We start from the raw sequence: 18,924 nt of genomic DNA, 5'->3' as shown, positions 1-18,924 counted from the left end.
TGCTTGTCATGATTTCTCTGCCCGGATGTCTCATGCGCAGTCGCCTTTTCAGTGTCTTGTCCTGTTTGCTACTCACCGCCGCTGCCGCTCAATCCGCCCAGGCGGTGGACCTGTCCACCCAACGCCAGTATTACGATGAAGCCAAGCGTGCCTTGGCCAAGGGCGATACCGGCCCGTACTTCCGTTATAGCCAGGCCCTCGCCGATTACCCGCTGGAACCGTACCTGGCCTACGACGAACTGACCGCGCGTCTGAAAACCGCGAGCAACGCCGAAATCGAGAAGTTCCTCGCCGAGCACGGCGACCTGCCGCAGGCCAACTGGATGAAACTGCGCTGGTTGCGCTGGCTCGCCGACCGTGGCGATTGGGCGACCTTCACCAAGTATTACGATCCGAAACTCAACTTCACCGAACTGGACTGCCTCAATGCGCAGTTCCAGATCAGCAGCGGCCACAAGGCCGAGGGCTATGCCAACGCCGACAAACTGTGGCTGACCGGTAAATCGCAACCGGCTGCCTGTGACGGGCTATTCGGGATCTGGGCCGCCGACGGCCAGTTGACCGAACAGAAACGCTGGGAACGCACCAAACTCGCCGCCCAGGCGCGCAACTATCCACTGGCTAACAGTCTGGTCAACGGCCTGACCACCCTCGCCCCGCGCGGTCGGCTGCTGGTAGATGTGGCGCAGAAACCCGAGCTGCTCAATCAGCCGTCGCGCTTCACCCCGGCCGACGAGCCGATGTCCGACGTGGTCAGCCTCGGCCTGCGCCGCCTCGCCCGTCAGGATCCGGACAAGGCCATGGCCCTGCTCGACGGATACGCCAGCAGCATGCATTTCTCCCGTGACGAGAAAGTCGCGATTGCCCGGGAAATCGGCCTGACCCTGGCCCGGCGCTTCGACAGCCGCGCGCTGGACGTGATGACCAAATACGATCCGGAACTGCGTGACAACACCGTGTCCGAATGGCGCCTGCGTCTGCTGCTGCGACTGGCACGCTGGGACGATGCGTATCAGTTGACTCGTCGTCTGCCACAGGATCTGGCGACCACCAACCGCTGGCGTTACTGGCAGGCCCGCAGCCTGGAACTGGCGCAACCGCAGAACCCGGAAGCGCAGACCCTGTACAAAAATCTGGCGAAGGAACGCGACTTCTACGGTTTCCTCGCTGCCGACCGCTCGCAACTGCCTTACTCGCTGATGAACAAGCCGCTGGTACTCAGTCAGGCCACCATCAACAAGGTGCGCAACACTCCCGGCGTGCGGCGCGCGCTGGAATTCCATGCGCGTGGGCAGATCGTTGACGGGCGCCGCGAGTGGTATCACGTCAGTCGCCATTTCAATCGTGACGAAATGGTCGCTCAGGCCAAACTGGCCTACGACCTGAAATGGTATTTCCCGGCCATCCGCACCATCAGTCAGGCGCAATACTGGGACGACCTGGATATCCGCTTCCCGATGGCCCACCGCGACACCCTGGTGCGTGAAGCCAAGACGCGCGGCCTGCACTCAAGCTGGGTGTTCGCCATCACCCGCCAGGAAAGTGCCTTCATGGACGACGCCCGCTCCGGCGTTGGTGCCAGCGGTCTGATGCAGTTGATGCCCGGCACTGCCAAGGAAACCGCACGCAAGTTCAGCATCCCGCTGGCCTCGCCGCAGCAAGTGCTCGATCCGGACAAGAACATCCAGCTCGGCGCCGCTTACCTGAGCCAGGTGCACAGCCAGTTCAACGGCAACCGCGTGCTCGCCTCCGCCGCCTACAACGCCGGCCCCGGCCGCGTGCGCCAGTGGCTGCGCGGTGCCGATCACCTGAGCTTCGACGTGTGGGTGGAAAGCATCCCGTTCGACGAAACCCGCCAGTACGTGCAAAACGTGCTGTCATACTCGGTGATCTACGGGCAGAAGCTCAATTCGCCGCAGCCGCTGGTGGACTGGCATGAGCGGTATTTCGACGATCAATGACAGGTGCTGAATACCTGAAATGAAAATTGCCCGCATCAATCGATGCGGGCATTTTTTTTGCCGTCAGCAAAGATCTGCGGCAGTTCTACACCGCCACCGCATGCCCATCGTTGAACTGCAGCGCTGCCAACCGCGCATACAGCGGATTGCTTACGATCAGTTCCTGATGGGTACCGATGGCCACCAGGCTACCCTGATCCATCACCGCGATCCGGTCGGCGTTTTTCACTGTGGCCAGGCGATGCGCGATTACCAATGTGGTGCGATTTTGCATCAGGCTTGGCAACGCTTCCTGAATCAAGTGCTCGCTCTGCGCATCGAGGGCGCTGGTGGCTTCGTCCAGCAGCAGAATCGGCGCATCCACCAGCAACGCGCGGGCAATCGCCAGGCGTTGACGCTGGCCGCCGGAAAGTCCGAGGCCGGCGTCTCCCAAGTGGGTCTGATAGCCATTGGGCATCTTCTCGATGAAGTCATGGGCGTGGGCAATTCTTGCCGCTTCCTTGACCTGTTCCAGCGTCGCATCTGCATTGCCGTAACGAATATTCTCTTCGACGCTGCCGAAAAACAGCGCAGGCGATTGCGAGACCAGGGCGAAATTGCGGCGCAGATCCAGCGGGTCGAGGCTGGTCAGCGGCACACCATCTATCAGGATCCGGCCTTCAAGCGGGTCGTAGAAGCGCAACAGCAAGTCATACACCGTGGACTTGCCGGCACCGGATGGCCCGACAAGGGCCAGGGTCTCGCCGGCCCTGATGGTCAGGCTCAAGCCGTTGACGGCGTAGCTGTCCGGACGTGACGGGTAGGAGAAACGCACATTCTGCAATTGCAGCTCGCCCTTGATCCGTTCTGGCAATGTCACCAGTCCGATGCTCGGTGGCTGGATGATGTTCTGCGAACTGAGCAGTTCCGCAATGCGCTCAGCGGCACCCGCCGCACGCTGCAACTCGCCGATGACTTCACTCAACGTGCCGATCGCACTGCCGACGATCAGGCTGTAGAAAACGAACGCTGCCAGCTCACCACCGGTAATGCGCCCGGCAATCACGTCCATGCCGCCGACCCACAACATCACCGCCACCGCGCCGAGCACCAGCACGATCACCACGGTGATCATCCAGGAGCGCTGAAAGATGCGCTTGCGCGCGGTATCGAACGCGTCCTCGACGGTCGAGGCGAAACGCCGCTCGTCCTGCACCTGATGGTTGTAGGCTTGCACGGTCTTGATCTGGCCCAGGGTTTCGGAGACATAGCTGCCAATGTCGGCGACCCGGTCCTGACTCAGCCGCGACAGATTACGCACGCGCCGACCGAAAATCAGAATCGGCGCGACCACGAACGGCAAGGCAATCACCACGATGCTGGTGAGTTTCGGGTTGGTGATAAACAGCAGGACCACCCCGCCGATCACCATCAACAGGTTGCGCAGAAACATCGACAGTGACGAGCCGATCACCGATTGCAGCAACGTGGTGTCGGCAGTCAGTCGGGACTGGATCTCCGAACTGCGGTTGTTTTCATAAAACCCGGGGTGCAGATACACCAGATGGTTGAACACCTCGCGCCGGATGTCCGCCACACAGCGCTCACCGATCCACGACACCCAGTAAAAACGCGCGAACGTGCCGACTGCCAGGCCCAGAACCATCAGCATGAAGATACCGATGCTCTGGTTCAGTTGGTGCGGCGACTGCGTCATGAAGCCCCGATCGACCAGCAATTTGATCCCCTGCCCCATCGACAAAGTGACCGCCGCGGTGACGATCAGCGCCAGCAGTGCAGCGCCGACTTGCCAACGATAAGGCGCCAGAAACCGGCTGGTCAGGCTCAGCGCTCGACGGTGCCGGGAAGAAAGCTTCGAGATCATTCAGGTACACATCCGTGTTGGTGAAAGGGCTAGCCTAAACCTTCTATGGGGCGGAACTCTGTAAATCACAATGAGTCAGGTTAAATATGCCCCCAAAGACTAGGCCATAGTTGCTATTGGTCTAATGTCCCGGTTGAGACGAGCGGTCATTTCTGTTGGACTGGAGGTGCCGCTTTTGACAGACCCAAGGGTGTTGTCACAGCCTGGTCACGTGGCGGTTTTAATCTACGTGCACAACCTGATGAGGAGACAGGCCATGTCCTTGCAACACAGCAGCGATGACAAGATTCAAGTGATCCGCACCAAGCCCGGCCAACCTCTGGGTTGCTCGATTATCGACAAGGATGGGCGTGAAGTACCGATCACTGAAGACATGATCCAGGACGCGTGCCGCGAACTGGAGAAGCGATTGGTCAAGCCTGCCGAACAAAAGTGATATAGCCACCGTCTTCCTGACCCGGCCCCTGTTTGGCCGGGTTTTTTCTGCCTGCCGTTTTGTTCTGCGCAGGGATTTTCAGACAGCCACCGCCCCCAGCGCCGCCACAATCTGTTGCAACTGCGGCGAATCACCGTCGATCCGCACCTTCAGCCCCTCGATCTCGCGCCGCACCGGATACTGCTTGCGCAACACATCGAAGGCCGCACGCTGTTCACCGACATTGCCTACAAGACTCCGGCGAAAATCCGCGTCATCGCGGCGTGGGTCGTACACCCCGCGGCACAGCATCGCCAGCGCCCAGGCCGGATCGCTGTCGGCGTGCAGGGTCACTTCTGACAGCCACGGTGCCGGCAACAGGTCACTGAGCTGGATGCTCGGCGGCTGACCGATAAACTCGCAATAAGCCTGATAGATCTGCGCCGTACCGCGCTGTTTGCCATCGAGGCTGTAACCGGCAATGTGCGGCGTGGCCAACACGCAGAGTTCGGCGAGGGCGACATCGACTTCAGGCTCGGCTTCCCAGACGTCGAGCACCGCTTGCAGGTCTTCACGCGCAAGCAGCACTTTGCGCAACGCAGCGTTATCCACCACCGGTCCACGCGCGGCATTGATCAGCCAGGTGCCGGGTTGGAGCTGTTGCAAACGCTGTTCGTCAAACAGATGCCAGGTCGCGCCTTCGCCGGTGCGCGTCAGCGGCGTGTGCAGGCTGATCACGTCGCACTGCTCGATGATCTGCTCAAGGCTGACGTAATCGCCGCCCTCGGCTGCCTGACGCGGCGGATCGCAAACTTTGACATTCCAGCCCAGGCCCTTGAGGACCTTGATCAACCGGCCGCCGACTTCACCGGCACCGATGACGCCGTAAGTACGTTGTGGCAGACCTACGCCTTCAATTTCCGCCAAAGTCATCAGGCTGCCCAGCACGTAATCGACCACGCCCCGCGCATTGCAACCAGGCGCGCTGGACCAGCTGATGCCGGCCTCGTTGAAATAATCGAGATCCAGATGATCGGTACCGATGGTGCATGTGCCGACGAAACGCACTTTGCTGCCTTCGAGCAACGCGCGGTTGACGTTGGTCACCGAGCGCACCAGCAACACATCGGCCTGCTCGACCGTTGCACGATCGATGGAACGGCCCGGCACCCGGCGGATCTCGCCGAAACCGGCAAAAAAGGCATCAAGCAGCGGAATATTTTCGTCGGCAACAATCAGCATGGCGGGCTCCTTGAGGGGATCGGCAGTTTAGGTGCAGATCCACCGTTGAGCCAGCGCCACAGTGGATGGCATCGATGATTACAAATCCGCAACAGAGGATTTTTCCTGACTGTCACGTCAGCGGCGTAGAATGCGGCGCCTTGCGCATCAACACCTGTGGACGCTTTGCCTGTGAATTCTGTTACTGATCAACCTCTCGCTGCCTCACTCACCCGCCCCGCGCGAATTCGCCTGGAGTTCAGGAACCTGCTCGCCCTGGCCTTGCCGATCATCATCGCGCAACTGGCGACTACCGCGATGGGCTTCGTCGATGCGGTGATGGCCGGCCGCGTCGGGCCGAAAGATCTGGCGGCGGTAGCGCTGGGCAACTCGATCTGGGTCCCGGTGTTTCTGCTGATGACCGGCACCCTGCTGGCCACCACGCCGAAAGTCGCTCAGCGTTTCGGCGCCGGCACCCACAGCGAGATCGGCCCGATCGTGCGTCAGGCGCTGTGGCTGGCGCTGGTAGTCGGCCTGATCGCGACAGCGATGCTGGTCGCCGCCGAACCGGTGCTGCACCTGATGAAGGTCGATCCCGAGCTGATCGGCCCGTGCATGCAATACCTGCACGGCATTGCCAGCGGCCTGCCGGCGGTGGCGTTCTATCACGTGTTGCGCTGCACCAGTGACGGCATCGGCCGTACCCGCCCGGCGATGGTGCTGGGGCTGTGCGGTCTGGCGCTGAACATTCCGCTGAACTACATCTTCATCTATGGTCACTTCGGCGTGCCGGCCATGGGCGGCGTGGGTTGCGGCTGGGCCACGGCCATCGTGATGTGGGTCATGGCGCTGGGGCTGGCCGGTTACGAGCGCTGGGCGCCGGCCTATCGTTCGAGCGAGATCTTCAGCCGTTTCGACTGGCCACAATGGGCGGTGATCAAGCGTCTGCTGGCGATCGGTCTGCCGATTGGCATCGCGGTGTTTGCCGAGTCGAGCATCTTTGCGGTGATCGCCCTGCTGATCGGCAGCCTCGGCGCCACCGTGGTGGCCGGGCATCAGATCGCGCTGAACGTCAGCTCGCTGGTGTTCATGATTCCGTATTCGCTGGGCATGGCGGTGACCGTACGCGTCGGCCAGGCACTGGGTCGTGAAGAGCCGCGTGAAGCACGCTTTGCCGCCGGTGTCGGCATGGGCACTGCGTTGGCTTACGCCTGTATTTCGGCGAGCATGATGCTGTTGCTACGCGAGCCGATTGCGTCGATCTATACGGCTGATCCGACGGTGATCCACATCGCGGCGATGCTGATTGTGTACTCGGCGCTGTTTCAGTTTTCCGATGCGATCCAGGTGACGGCTGCCGGCGCTCTGCGCGGTTATCAGGACACCCGGGTGACGATGATCCTGACGCTGTTCGCCTACTGGGGCATCGGCCTGCCGGTGGGTTACGCCCTAGGCCTGACCGACTGGCTCGGCGAACCGCGTGGCCCGAGCGGCTTGTGGCAGGGTTTGATCGTCGGTTTGAGCTGCGCGGCGTTCATGCTGTCGATCCGCTTGACCCGCAGTGCGCGCAAACGTATTCGGATCAGTCGCAGCGCCGGCTAAACCCCTTACGCAGGACAAAAAAATGTGGGAGCGGGCTTGCTCGCGAAAACGGTGTGTCAGTCACTGTAAATGTCGACTGAAACACCGCTTTCGCGAGCAAGCCCGCTCCCACATTGGGTTTTTCGTTTGCCTGAGGGTCAGGCTTGTTTCTTGCGGATCCAGTACAGATAAGTACCAGCCTCTTCGTGTTGCCCCACCAGTTCGTGGTCGAGAAACACGCAGAACTTGGGAATGTCGCGACGGGTAGAGGGATCGGTGGCGATCACCTTGAGCAGGCCGCCAGGCACCAGGTCACGAATGTGCTGGTGCAGCATCATCACCGGCTCCGGGCAATTGAGACCGGTGGCGTCGAGGGTGCCGTCGACCGGGGTATCGATCATTTCACTCATGATTCACTCCTGAAACTGACCGGCATTGTCGCGCATTGCTGGGTGCTCAGTCATCTGTAGCGAGGGGATTTATCCCCGATGGCTTGCGGGGCGACCGCAAAGACTGGGGATGCGCTACATCCCATCGGGGATAAATCCCCTCACCACAGAGATCATTCCCACAGGGTTTAGTGGTGACTTAGCGGGATTTGGCTTTCTTGATGTCATGCCGACGCAAATGGCAGGTCACTTCCTCGCGGTCGTGATACAGCTGCTTGCAGCCAATATCCACCTTGATCCCGCGCGCCTTGAAGCCATCGGCGATGCGCTCGAGCAAGCGCTTCACTTCGGCATAACGCTGCTTCATCGGCAACTTGAGATTGACTACCGCTTCGCGGCAATGGCCCTCGCCGATCCACTCTTCAAGCATCGCCGCGTTACGCGCCGGCTTCTCGACGATGTCGCAGACCATCCAGTCCACCGGCTGCTTGGGCTTGAAGGTGAAGCCGTCGGCCATCAAGTGCTGCACCAGCCCGGTGTCCATCAGACTTTCAGCCATCGGGCCGTTGTCGATGGCGGTCACCAGCATGCCGCGGTTAACCAATTGCCAGGTCCAGCCGCCCGGTGCTGCGCCGAGGTCGACACCGGTCATGTCGCTGTGCAGGCGCTCGTCCCACTGATCACGCGGGATGAAGTGGTGCCAGGCCTCTTCCAGTTTCAAGGTCGAACGGCTGGGTGCCTCGCGCGGAAACTTCAGACGCGGAATGCCCATCGGCCACATCGCCGAGTTGCCGGCGTCCGCCATGCCGAGGAACACTTCGCGACCACTCTTGAAGGTCAGCAGCAGGCGCGGTTTGTTCGCGTCGTCCACCAGTTTGCCGGCGCCGGTCAGCGCCTTGCGCAGCGGGCCTTCGAATTTCTTGCAGAAGTTCGACAGCTCTTTGCCGTCGTTGGTGTCGACCACTTCCAGCCACAGGCTGCCGCAGACCGGGAAGTCCGCCATGTGCTCGAGGATCACGCTGATACGGTCGGTTTCCGGCAGATTGATGAAGACGCCACGCGCCCATTGCCGCGGGAAAATCAGCTCGGCAAAGCGTTGGCCGCGCATCAGGCGCTCGGCGCCGTCTGCTTCGGTGCAGACAAACTCGGCGTACGCGGTGGCCGGTTTGGCCTTGGCGTAGCCGGCGACGTTGAGTTGGGCGGCGAGGTCGGAAATCTCCGAACAGACTTCGCCTTCGAAGCCTGGCCGGCAATGCATGAATAGGGTGTTCATTCTTACTCCTGGGCAGAGGGCGGACATTCGGCCCCTGCACGCTGCTCAAGCCTTGCGGTGAAGCAAAGCCTGTCACGAAAACCGGCGCATGATAGCCGATGTCGGAACCTTGGACTTGCCCATAGAGTCCAGTTATTAGCCAGCTACTGAAAACAGGGCTACGTTGATAGCTCTGCCCGTCCCCTCCGTCCGTAGCCGTGCGGACTCAAAGGAGTGATCGTAATGCCGTCCCTCGATAGTCTGAAGACCCTTAAAACTCTACAAATCGACGATAAGACCTACCACTATTTCAGCCTGCCCGATGCCGCCAAGAGCCTTGGCAATATCGACCAGCTACCGATGTCGCTGAAAGTCCTGCTGGAAAACCTGCTGCGCTGGGAAGATGAAAAAACTGTCACCGGCGCCGACCTCAAGGCCATTGCCGCCTGGCTCAAGGAGCGCCGCTCCGACCGGGAAATCCAGTACCGCCCTGCCCGGGTATTGATGCAAGACTTTACCGGTGTACCTGCGGTGGTGGATCTCGCCGCGATGCGCGCCGCCATGGCCAAGGCCGGCGGTGATCCGCAGCGAATCAACCCGCTGTCGCCAGTGGATCTGGTGATCGACCACTCGGTAATGGTCGACAAATTCGCTACCCCAAGCGCCTTCGAACAGAACGTCGACATAGAGATGCAGCGCAACGGCGAGCGTTATGCGTTCCTGCGCTGGGGCCAGAGCGCCTTCGATAACTTCAGCGTGGTGCCACCAGGCACCGGGATCTGCCACCAGGTCAACCTCGAATACCTCGGGCGCACGGTGTGGACCAAGGATGAGGACGGCCGCACCTACGCCTTCCCCGACACGTTGGTCGGCACCGACTCCCACACCACCATGATCAACGGCCTCGGCGTACTCGGCTGGGGCGTCGGCGGGATCGAGGCGGAAGCCGCGATGCTCGGCCAACCGGTGTCGATGCTGATTCCGGAAGTGATCGGTTTCAAACTCACCGGCAAACTCAAGGAAGGCATCACCGCCACCGACCTGGTGCTGACCGTCACGCAGATGCTGCGCAAGAAAGGTGTGGTCGGCAAATTCGTCGAATTCTACGGTGACGGTCTCGCCGACCTGCCACTGGCCGACCGCGCGACCATCGCCAACATGGCCCCGGAATATGGCGCGACCTGCGGCTTCTTCCCGGTCGATGACGTAACCCTCGAATACCTGCGCTTGTCTGGTCGCCCGGCCGAAGTGGTGAAACTGGTGGAGGCCTACTCCAAGGCCCAAGGCCTGTGGCGCCTTCCCGGTCAGGAACCGGTGTTTACCGACAGCCTGGCGCTGGACATGGGCAGCGTCGAAGCCAGCCTGGCCGGACCAAAGCGCCCGCAGGATCGGGTTTCGCTGCCGAACGTGGCGCAGGCCTTCAGTGATTTCATGGACCTGCAATTCAAACCCACCAGCAAAGAAGAAGGTCGCCTGGAAAGCGAAGGCGGCGGTGGCGTGGCCGTGGGTAACGCTGATCTGGTGGGAGAAACCGAGTACGAATACGAAGGCCACACCTATCGCCTGAAAAACGGCGCGGTGGTGATCGCCGCGATCACCTCGTGCACCAACACCTCGAACCCGAGCGTGATGATGGCGGCCGGTCTGCTGGCGAAAAAAGCCGTGGAGAAAGGCCTGACCCGCAAGCCGTGGGTGAAGAGTTCGCTGGCACCCGGCTCGAAAGTGGTCACCGACTACTACAAGGCGGCGGGGCTGACGCAATACCTCGATCAACTGGGCTTTTCGCTGGTCGGTTATGGCTGCACCACGTGCATCGGCAACTCCGGGCCACTGCCGGAACCGATCGAGAAAGCCATTCAGAAAGCCGACCTCACCGTGGCGTCGGTGCTCTCCGGCAACCGCAACTTCGAAGGCCGGGTGCATCCGCTGGTCAAGACCAACTGGCTGGCCTCGCCACCGCTGGTCGTCGCCTACGCCTTGGCCGGCAGCGTGCGCACCGACATCAGCACTGAACCGCTGGGTAACGACCAGCAAGGCAATCCGGTGTACCTGCGCGACATCTGGCCGAGCAGCAAGGAAATCGCCGAGGCGGTGAATCAGGTGAACACCGCGATGTTCCACAAGGAATACGCCGAAGTGTTTGCCGGCGACGAGCAATGGCAAGCGATCCAGGTGCCGCAGGCCGCCACCTATGTGTGGCAGGACGACTCGACCTACATCCAGCATCCACCGTTCTTCGACGACATTTCCGGACCGTTGCCGGTGATCACCGACGTCAAGGGCGCGCGGGTTCTGGCGCTGTTGGGCGATTCGGTAACCACTGACCACATCTCCCCTGCCGGTAACATCAAAGCTGACAGTCCGGCCGGGCGCTATCTGCGCGAAAAAGGCGTGGAGCCGCGGGACTTCAACTCCTATGGCTCACGGCGTGGCAACCACGAAGTGATGATGCGCGGCACATTCGCCAACATCCGCATTCGTAACGAGATGCTCGGCGGCGAAGAAGGTGGCAACACAATCTACATCCCGAGCGGCGAGAAAATGCCGATTTATGATGCCGCCATGCTGTATCAGGCCTCGGGCACGCCGCTGGTGGTGATCGCCGGTCAGGAATACGGTACCGGCTCCAGCCGTGACTGGGCGGCCAAAGGCACCAACCTGCTGGGCGTCAAAGCGGTGATCGCTGAAAGCTTCGAGCGTATCCACCGTTCCAACCTGGTGGGCATGGGCGTGTTGCCGCTGCAGTTCAAGCTCGATCAGAACCGCAAGAGCCTGAACCTCACCGGCAAGGAAACCCTGGATATTCAGGGCCTGACCGGTGTCGAGCTGACGCCGCGCATGAACCTGACTCTGGTGATCACCCGTGAAGACGGGCGCCAGGAGAAAATCGAGGTGCTGTGCCGCATTGATACGTTGAATGAGGTGGAGTACTTCAAGTCCGGCGGGATTCTGCACTACGTGTTGCGGCAGCTGATCGCCTCTTGATTGCTTGATTCCTGTGGTGAGGGGATTCATCCCCGATGGACTGCGCAGCAGGCCCTTTTTTGAGGTCGCTTCGCTACCCATCGGGGATAAACCCCCTCGCTACAGGTGCTCGACACAAGCCTTCAGCGCTTTTGTACAGGCGAAAAAAAACCCGCCGAAGCGGGTTTTTCCCAAGACCATTATCGACTCCCTGTCGGCAGCGATCCTTGCTATGGTCGATCATCCGTGATCCTGAAACACTCCCTGTGTCTCAGTTGATGGGTGTAGATTACGCCGTGGATCCAATCGGCAATAGTCGCAAAAGCTACCACCGCGTGTAAGACATTCGCTATAAAAGCCCTTCCGAAAACCCTTAGCCCTCTCAGTCATCCAGCAGGCAAGCGGCGATTTGCGCGACCTGCAGCTGTTCGGCAGCCTGTTGCTGCGCATCGTCCTCCAGGAACCAGGCGGCCGACAACCCGGCAAATGCCAGCACCCATTGCAGCAAGCGTCGGCGATCAAGCCCGGACGCCTCGACGATCACCTCGACCTGCCGGCGCAATCGCTGTGAATCGCCAGCCGTCGGCAAGTCCGGGTTGCAGATCAGGTTGGCGTAGTCATAACCGCGCTCGCCGCGTACTCGTTTGGGATCAATAGCGAGCCAGCCGTGTGCAGCGAAATCGAGAACATTGTCGTGGTGCATGTCACCGTGCAGCACCACCACGTCCTGCGGATCTGCGAGCAAGGCTTCAGCCGCTTGCAGGCTCAGGGCATAGGTCCCGCCATGTTCGGCCGCGGCCACGCGCAGCGAGGCGAACCACGGTGCCAGCTCCACCAGCGGCGGTGGCGGCGTCGGGCGCGGCGCATGCAAGCGCGATAGTGTCGTGCACATGATCTGCGTGGCTTCGTCGTCTTCACCGTTGAGCGCCATGTGCATCAACGAACGCCGGCCCATAGCCCGTTCCAGCAACAAACCTTCCTCGTGATGGGCCAGCACCCGCGCTGCGCCCTCACCGTCCCACCAAGTCATCAGTCGATTGCCGAATTGCTCGTCGGTATCCAGCGCAACCTTGAGCATGGCCGGCGTGTCGCCAAAACGCACCGGCAACAGACGGCTGCCGGGGGTGATGACCGGCTCACCGTCCGGTACCAGCGCCCAGCGTTGCAACCAGGGTTCGAAGATTGCGCAGTCAGTCACCATCACGCTCGCGGGTCTTGGCGCTTTCGGCGAGAAACTGTTCAAGTCGACTCAGCTGTTCCTCCCAGCCACGGCTGTCCATGTAATACGCCTCCTTCTGCCGCACGTCGGGAATGTGCGCGAAGCCGGACTCAGATACTTTGAGCAAAGTGCCGCCCTCGTAATCCTGCAGCTCGAACTTGACCAGCGTCGTCGGCTCCTGTGAATAGTCGATCTTTGGATTGACTGCGTAAGGGTGCCAGCGAAACGAAAACAACTGCTGTGGCTCGACCCGCTCGACGAGCACGTTCCACAACACGTGTTCATAACCAGGATACGTGACCTGCCCTTGCGTCCATTCCCCGGCAATGAACCTCCTGCCCTCCAGCGCCACACCAAACCACTGGCCAAAAGCCTCGGCATCGACCAATGCGCGCCAGACATAAGAACGCGGCGCCTTCAGCGTGATTTTGCGTTCGAAACTATTGGGTACCGGTTTCATAAGTCACCTCCTGTTTTGAACAGTAGGCTTGTATGACCACATGTCCAACCTGAAGTTGTATTAAAGGGCTGCACCTGTTCAGTCCAAAGGAAACATTCGGCGGCATTTCCGATCGTTGAATGAGTGAATGACTGACGCAACCCTCTCGCTGAACCTGTTACCTTTTCCAGCGAAATGGAAACAAACAAGGACGAAGCATGCAGCCATCTCTATCCGAACGTTATCGCGGCGCTCTGCTCGGTCTCGCTTGCGGCGACGCCGTCGGCACCACGGTGGAGTTCAAGCCACGAGGCTCATTCCAGCCGCTGACGGACATGGTCGGCGGTGGCCCCTTTCACTTGAAGCCCGGACAATGGACGGATGACACCTCGATGGCGCTTTGCCTGGCGGAGAGTCTTCTGAGCAAAAACACATTCGATGCGGCGGACCAGATGGGACGCTATCTGAACTGGTGGCGGTGGGGATATCTGAGCTCGACGGGGGATTGTTTCGATATTGGCATGACCGTCAGTCAGGCACTGTCGCAGTATCAGCAAACCGGTCAGGCCTTTGCCGGGTCAACCGACCCGTTTACCGCCGGCAACGGCTCGCTCATGCGTTTGGCGCCGGTGGTGCTGTTTTTCTTCCCTGACGTCCAGCAGATCCGCAACTTCGCCAGCGACAGTTCGCGGACAACCCACGCGGCCCCTGAAGCCATCGAATGCTGTCAATTGTTTGCCGAACTGATCGCCAACGCGCTGTTCGGTACCTGCAAAAGCGAACTGTGCAGGCTGCCGCGCTCAGCTTTCACTGAGCCTAAAGTTGCCGCGATTGCTCGAGGAGATTATCTGGCCAAATCAGTCAATGATATCCGTGGCAGCGGCTACAGCGTTGAGTCGTTGGAAGCCGCGCTGTGGTGTTTTCATCACACCGACAGTTTTACAGCGGCGATTCTGCAAGCCGCCAACCTCGGCGATGACGCTGACACCACTGCCGCGATCGTCGGTCAATTGGCCGGGGCCTATTATGGCGTTCGGGCGATTCCTGCTCACTGGCTGGAAATACTTCATGACGGCGAGGAGATTGCAGCCACAGCGGATCGCCTGCTCGAAGCCTCCCGACTGCGCGTTCCTGAATAGAAGCACCATAGCCGCTAAACTGCTCTGCACTTTCATCCGACACAGTGAGATTAACCATGCTCCCACGCCTGCTCCTGGCCCTGACACCCGTCCTGTTCACGCCTCTCGCCCACGCCGCCGTCGACTGCGCCAACGCCAGCAATCAGGCCACCATGAACCAGTGCGCCGGGCAGGAATTCAAGGCAGCGGACAAGGAGCTGAACGCGGTGTATCAGCAGATCACTAATCGTTTGAAGGACAACGCCGACAGCAAAAAGCTTCTGGTGAGCGCGCAGCGGGCGTGGATCGGCTTTCGTGATGCCGAATGCAAGTTTTCCGCGTCCGGTGTGGACGGCGGGAGTGTTTATCCATTGATTTACAGCAATTGCCTGACCGAGGTGACAAAGGTGAGGGTCGGGGCGCTGAAGCAGTATTTGAAGTGTCAGGAAGGTGACATGAGTTGCCCGGTGCCAGGGGCCTGATGTTGCAGGGGTTTCAGTCTCGCCGACAGGGTTGTTGATTCCACACTTGGGGCACCTGTCGGCGCGTTGGCCAGCCTATCGACTACCCGCACTATTGCGAGCGACCATGCGGAGCCGGATCAGAAGAAGATGCTCAAGCAACAAAATCAAAATTAATTATTGTTATTAGATAATTTATCATCGAGAATTCGCTACCAAATTGTAGCAACCAGGAATTTTCATGAGTACTCACATCAACGGATTGGCGCTGCAGCGCATGCATTGGATCGGGCTGCTGGCAGCAATTCTCGTCTGGGTTCTGGGGGTAACGGAGGTCGGCGGCAACGCAACGATCTGGTTCTTCAAAAAGGATGAAATGCTGGCGGGCCTGCTCTATGCCTTTGCTGAGGGCTCGCCGCAATTGCTTGACCCGTTTGTCGAAGGTGCCTTGCTTGATCCCGACACCTGGCTGTCATCAACGGTCACGGCACTGATCGTTTTTCTGGATTTCCTGCCCGTGGTCCTGTCGGCTTACGCGTTATGGCTGACCGGTTTGTTCTTTCTGCGCTTGTCGCGCGGCGAAACCTGGACCGACCGCAACATCAGGGTCCTCTGGCGAGTGGGCGTACTCTGCATCGTTTCTCCGGCGACCTATCCGTTAATAGAGACCTTGCAAGGTCTGGCGTTGTCGATAGATCTGCCGCCGGGGGATCGGATTTTCCAGTTCTCGATCGGCATGTCTTCCGCTTCTGCCTACGAAATAATCAAAGGCGTATTACTCTGTATTTTTTCAATTATCATGCGTGACGCAAAAGTACTCAGCGATGAGCAAAGCCAATACATATAGAACAATATAATGACCATTATTGTCCGCCTTGACGTAGTCATGGCCACGCAAAAAATTCGTTCAAAAGAGTTAGCCGCCCTGCTCGGGATCACCGAGGCGAATCTGTCATTGCTCAAAAACGGCAAAGTCAAAGGCGTGAAGATGGCAACTCTGGACAAGCTCTGCGCTGCGCTCGATTGCCAGCCTGGCGATCTGCTGGAATACCAGAAAGACTAGCCCGCTGGCGGCGGTTTATTTATCGCCCCCTCATCCGTTTAACTTTTATTCAATCCTTAGTTGCAAGGCGTCTTTGTCATGTCCCGTTATTTGTTCTGCGTCCTATTAATGCTGACCGCGTTGCTTGGCGGCTGCGCCACGCAAATAGACGTAGCACTCAACGCAATACCTGATCCGGACTATCCGTTCGATCGAAAGGCAACCGTGCTGGTGACCTCGACCAACAGCGCCGATGAGAACGCACTGAATGCCCGCTACTATCTTCGCGACATGGTCAACGCACTGAAAGACAGAGGCTTTCAGGAGGTTTATACCGACGCCAGCCTGCCCAGGAATCACGCGCCGATCAAAATGACCGTCACTCTCGATATCGGCAGCCGGCAAGTGTCTTATCGCTATACCGCCACCGACTATGGGCAAGTTCCAACCAGCACTACGACCGTGTGCAAGAACGCCAAGAAGAAAGATGACCGACTGACCTGTACCAGTAAGCCCAATACGACCTATGGCCCGGTGGGAACGTCAGAGCGTATCGGCTACACCACCCTCAGTACCTTCACTGTCACCGCCCGGGATGAGGCGAGTAAGCGCACGGTGTATCTGCTGCGGGCGTCGTCTTATAACGAGGACTGTCAGGCCGCCAAGGTCGAAGCGTTTCTGGTCGAGCAGGGCCTGCAGAATTTGAACTTCCAGGATCGCATGCAACGCAACTACAGCGTCACGATGCCCGAGGGTTACAGCTGCAAGTAGTCAGTTGCTAAAACGTGAGAGCTTCACAGCTCAGCCAGCGTGAGGCGGTGCTGTGAAGCTGACTCGGGTTAGACGTGGGGATCACCCGGCGGCTTGGCCGGCGCCGCGTATTGCGGCTTGAGGTGGCCGTCCTGGTCCAGCAACCAGGCGTCCATGATCTGCCGCACCACAGGGCCGGCCACTCGACCACCGGCCTCACCGTTTTCGATCATCACCGAGATGGCGATCTTCGGGTGCTCCGCCGGAGCGAAACCAACGAACAAGGCGTTGTCGCGATGACGTTCGAGGGTTTTCTCCCGGTTGTAGCGCTCGCCTTGCTTGATCGCTACCACTTGTGCGGTACCACTCTTACCGGCAATGCGATACTGCGCACCTGCCGCTGCGGCGCGCGCGATACCCCGGGCATCGTGCATCACCATCTGCATCCCGTGGTTGACCTGATCCCAGTCACGCGGGTTTTTAAGCAGGATATTCGGCATCGGATGCTCGTCGACCGGCGCCACACCATCGACCGTCTTCGCCAAGTGCGGACGATTCCATACGCCCTTGTTGGCAATCAGTGCGGTAGCCTGAGCCAGTTGTAGCGGCGTAACCTGCATGTAACCCTGGCCGATACCCAGGATCACCGTTTCCCCCGGGAACCAGGCCTGACGGCGCGTGGCACGCTTCCAGGCCTGAGACGGCATCAAACCGGGTGACTCTTCGAACATGTCCAGCGAGACCTTTTCGCCAAGGCCGAACATCGCCATGTAGTCGTGCAGGCGATCGATGCCGAGCTTGTGTGCCAGATCGTAGAAGTAGGTGTCGTTGGAGCGCATGATTGCCGCGTCCATGTCCACCCAGCCATCGCCACTGTGGTTCCAGTTGCGGTACTTGTGATCGAAATCCGGGAGTTGGTAGTAGCCTGGGTCAAAGACGCGGGTCTGCGGCGTCACGACACCGGCATCGAGGCCGGCGATTGCCACTTCCGGCTTGATGGTCGAGCCCGGCGCATAGAGGCCGCGCAACACACGGTTGAACAGCGGGCGGTCGATGGAATCGCGTAGCGCCGAGTATTCCTTGGAGCTGATGCCAGTGACGAACAGGTTCGGGTCGAAACTCGGATTGCTGACCATGGCCAGCACTTCACCGGTGGACGGGTCGAGAGCCACCACCGAGCCACGACGGTCGCCCAGTGCGGCTTCCGCAGCCTCCTGCAGTTTGACGTCGAGACTTAGAACGATGTTTTTGCCAGGGACCGGATCGGTGTGCTTGAGCACCCGTAGCACCCGGCCTTGGGCGTTGGTCTCAACCTCTTCATATCCGACGTGGCCATGCAGCTGCGCTTCATAGAAACGTTCAATGCCGGTTTTACCGATGGATTGTGTGCCGCGGTACTCTACCGAATCGAGGGTCTTGGATTCTTTTTCGTTGATCCGGCCAACGTAGCCAATCGAATGCGCGAAGTGCGCCCCCAACGGGTAATGCCGAACGAACTGCGGCTCGACATCAAGGCCCGGCAGACGGAACTCGTTAACCGCCAACACGGCGATTTGTTCCTCCGTCAGCTCGTAGAACAGTGTCACCGGGGTGAATGGGTGACGGGACTGCTTCATGGCCTTATCGAAAATCGTACGATCTTCGGCGGGTAAATGCAGCAGATTAATTACCTCGTCCAGCTCCTGATTAACATCAGTGGCGCGTTCGCGGGTAATGATCAGGTTGTAACTGGGACGGTTATCAGCGAGCAGCACACCATTGCGATCGTAGATCAGGCCTCTTGTCGGCGGAATCGGCAAGACGTGCACGCGGTTGTTTTCAGAGATGGTCGAGTGGTAGTCGTATTCAACCACTTGCAGGATGTACAGGCGTACCACCAGCGCGCAACTGATGGCAAAGACGAACAGAGCGCAGGCGATCAACCGCTTGTTGACCAGACGCGTCTCTTTTTCGTGATCCTTGATCGGGATGGGTTCAGGCATTTCTACAGCAACTCTTTGACATAAATTGAGTGCCGATCCGTGGGCATGACATCAGTCCGTTAAAAAACGAGCTGCACCATACCAAAAACCGAGTGGTCACTTCAGAAGGATTTTCCCTAATGGCAGTCCCGGCGACGGTTGGAACTCTCGTGCCGTCTGACTCTGACAAGAGAAGCACTTTCCTGCGGGCAAAACAAAACCCCAACTGCTTTCGCAATTGGGGTTTCGGAATTTAATCTTGACGATGACCTACTCTCACATGGGGA

16 protein-coding genes are annotated in these 18,924 nt (G+C 59.5%); 9 read left to right on the top strand and 7 right to left on the bottom strand.

Annotation, left to right across the window (positions count from 1 at the left end):
* Nucleotides 1-32: 32 nt before the first annotated feature.
* On the top strand, nt 33-1,961 hold the full coding sequence (locus J1G18_RS25000; RefSeq protein ID WP_027611441.1) for a transglycosylase SLT domain-containing protein: 1,929 nt from the start codon (nt 33-35) through the stop codon (nt 1,959-1,961).
* 85 nt (nt 1,962-2,046) lie between these two features.
* Here J1G18_RS25000 and J1G18_RS24995 read toward each other — a convergent pair whose 3' ends face one another.
* A complete protein-coding gene (locus J1G18_RS24995) occupies nt 2,047-3,825 on the bottom strand; it encodes an ABC transporter transmembrane domain-containing protein (protein ID WP_223008989.1) in 1,779 nt (592 codons plus the stop codon).
* A 256-nt stretch (nt 3,826-4,081) separates the two neighbouring features.
* On the opposite strand from J1G18_RS24995, the gene J1G18_RS24990 reads away from it, so the two are divergent.
* Nucleotides 4,082-4,261 (top strand): PA1571 family protein, encoded by a 180-nt coding sequence (locus tag J1G18_RS24990; protein WP_027611439.1) that lies wholly within the window; start codon nt 4,082-4,084, stop codon nt 4,259-4,261.
* A 78-nt stretch (nt 4,262-4,339) separates the two neighbouring features.
* Here J1G18_RS24990 and pdxB read toward each other — a convergent pair whose 3' ends face one another.
* The gene (pdxB, locus tag J1G18_RS24985) at nt 4,340-5,482 is read right to left on the bottom strand and encodes a 4-phosphoerythronate dehydrogenase PdxB (RefSeq protein ID WP_223008981.1); all 1,143 of its coding nucleotides are present in this window, start codon (nt 5,480-5,482) and stop codon (nt 4,340-4,342) included.
* A 171-nt stretch (nt 5,483-5,653) separates the two neighbouring features.
* On the opposite strand from pdxB, the gene J1G18_RS24980 reads away from it, so the two are divergent.
* The gene (locus tag J1G18_RS24980) at nt 5,654-7,063 is read left to right on the top strand and encodes an MATE family efflux transporter (RefSeq protein WP_223008979.1); all 1,410 of its coding nucleotides are present in this window, start codon (nt 5,654-5,656) and stop codon (nt 7,061-7,063) included.
* A 137-nt stretch (nt 7,064-7,200) separates the two neighbouring features.
* Here the strand turns inward: J1G18_RS24980 and tusA are convergent, their stop codons facing one another.
* Complete coding sequence (gene tusA / locus J1G18_RS24975; RefSeq protein ID WP_003226616.1) at nt 7,201-7,452, bottom strand: sulfurtransferase TusA; 252 nt, start codon at nt 7,450-7,452, stop codon at nt 7,201-7,203.
* A gap of 178 nt (nt 7,453-7,630) precedes the next feature.
* On the bottom strand, nt 7,631-8,704 hold the full coding sequence (gene rlmM / locus J1G18_RS24970) for a 23S rRNA (cytidine(2498)-2'-O)-methyltransferase RlmM (protein ID WP_135296253.1): 1,074 nt from the start codon (nt 8,702-8,704) through the stop codon (nt 7,631-7,633).
* A 222-nt stretch (nt 8,705-8,926) separates the two neighbouring features.
* Between rlmM and acnA the strand changes: the two genes are divergently transcribed.
* Nucleotides 8,927-11,668, top strand: coding sequence for an aconitate hydratase AcnA (gene acnA / locus J1G18_RS24965; protein WP_223008977.1), 2,742 nt, complete (start codon nt 8,927-8,929; stop codon nt 11,666-11,668).
* A gap of 361 nt (nt 11,669-12,029) precedes the next feature.
* On the opposite strand, the gene J1G18_RS24960 is transcribed toward acnA, so the two are convergent.
* Complete coding sequence (locus tag J1G18_RS24960; protein WP_262415670.1) at nt 12,030-12,848, bottom strand: aminoglycoside phosphotransferase family protein; 819 nt, start codon at nt 12,846-12,848, stop codon at nt 12,030-12,032.
* A complete protein-coding gene (locus J1G18_RS24955; RefSeq protein WP_025111040.1) occupies nt 12,838-13,326 on the bottom strand; it encodes an SRPBCC family protein in 489 nt (162 codons plus the stop codon). Before J1G18_RS24955 ends, J1G18_RS24960 begins: the two co-directional genes overlap by 11 nt.
* Nucleotides 13,327-13,523: 197 nt before the next feature.
* Between J1G18_RS24955 and J1G18_RS24950 the strand changes: the two genes are divergently transcribed.
* The 5 genes from J1G18_RS24950 to J1G18_RS24930 all read left to right on the top strand — a co-directional run bounded on the left by J1G18_RS24950 (nt 13,524) and on the right by J1G18_RS24930 (nt 16,697).
* The gene (locus J1G18_RS24950) at nt 13,524-14,444 is read left to right on the top strand and encodes an ADP-ribosylglycohydrolase family protein (protein ID WP_223008975.1); all 921 of its coding nucleotides are present in this window, start codon (nt 13,524-13,526) and stop codon (nt 14,442-14,444) included.
* 56 nt (nt 14,445-14,500) lie between these two features.
* Nucleotides 14,501-14,905 (top strand): lysozyme inhibitor LprI family protein, encoded by a 405-nt coding sequence (locus J1G18_RS24945; RefSeq protein WP_134786966.1) that lies wholly within the window; start codon nt 14,501-14,503, stop codon nt 14,903-14,905.
* 220 nt (nt 14,906-15,125) lie between these two features.
* Nucleotides 15,126-15,731: a DUF2975 domain-containing protein gene (locus J1G18_RS24940; RefSeq protein WP_095140016.1), complete on the top strand. Its 606-nt coding sequence runs from the start codon at nt 15,126-15,128 to the stop codon at nt 15,729-15,731.
* Nucleotides 15,732-15,740: 9 nt separating this feature from the next.
* The gene (locus J1G18_RS24935; RefSeq protein WP_003226632.1) at nt 15,741-15,947 is read left to right on the top strand and encodes a helix-turn-helix domain-containing protein; all 207 of its coding nucleotides are present in this window, start codon (nt 15,741-15,743) and stop codon (nt 15,945-15,947) included.
* A 78-nt stretch (nt 15,948-16,025) separates the two neighbouring features.
* On the top strand, nt 16,026-16,697 hold the full coding sequence (locus J1G18_RS24930; RefSeq protein WP_097088530.1) for a hypothetical protein: 672 nt from the start codon (nt 16,026-16,028) through the stop codon (nt 16,695-16,697).
* A 68-nt stretch (nt 16,698-16,765) separates the two neighbouring features.
* Here J1G18_RS24930 and mrdA read toward each other — a convergent pair whose 3' ends face one another.
* Nucleotides 16,766-18,658 (bottom strand): penicillin-binding protein 2, encoded by a 1,893-nt coding sequence (mrdA, locus tag J1G18_RS24925; RefSeq protein ID WP_027611428.1) that lies wholly within the window; start codon nt 18,656-18,658, stop codon nt 16,766-16,768.
* Nucleotides 18,659-18,924 lie beyond the last annotated feature (266 nt).

This window comes from Pseudomonas sp. MIS38 (assembly GCF_019891575.1).
Classification (GTDB): Bacteria; Pseudomonadota; Gammaproteobacteria; order Pseudomonadales; family Pseudomonadaceae; genus Aquipseudomonas; species Aquipseudomonas putida_A.
Note: the sequence above shows the minus strand (reverse complement) of the source record. Positions and strands in the feature narration are given on the sequence as shown.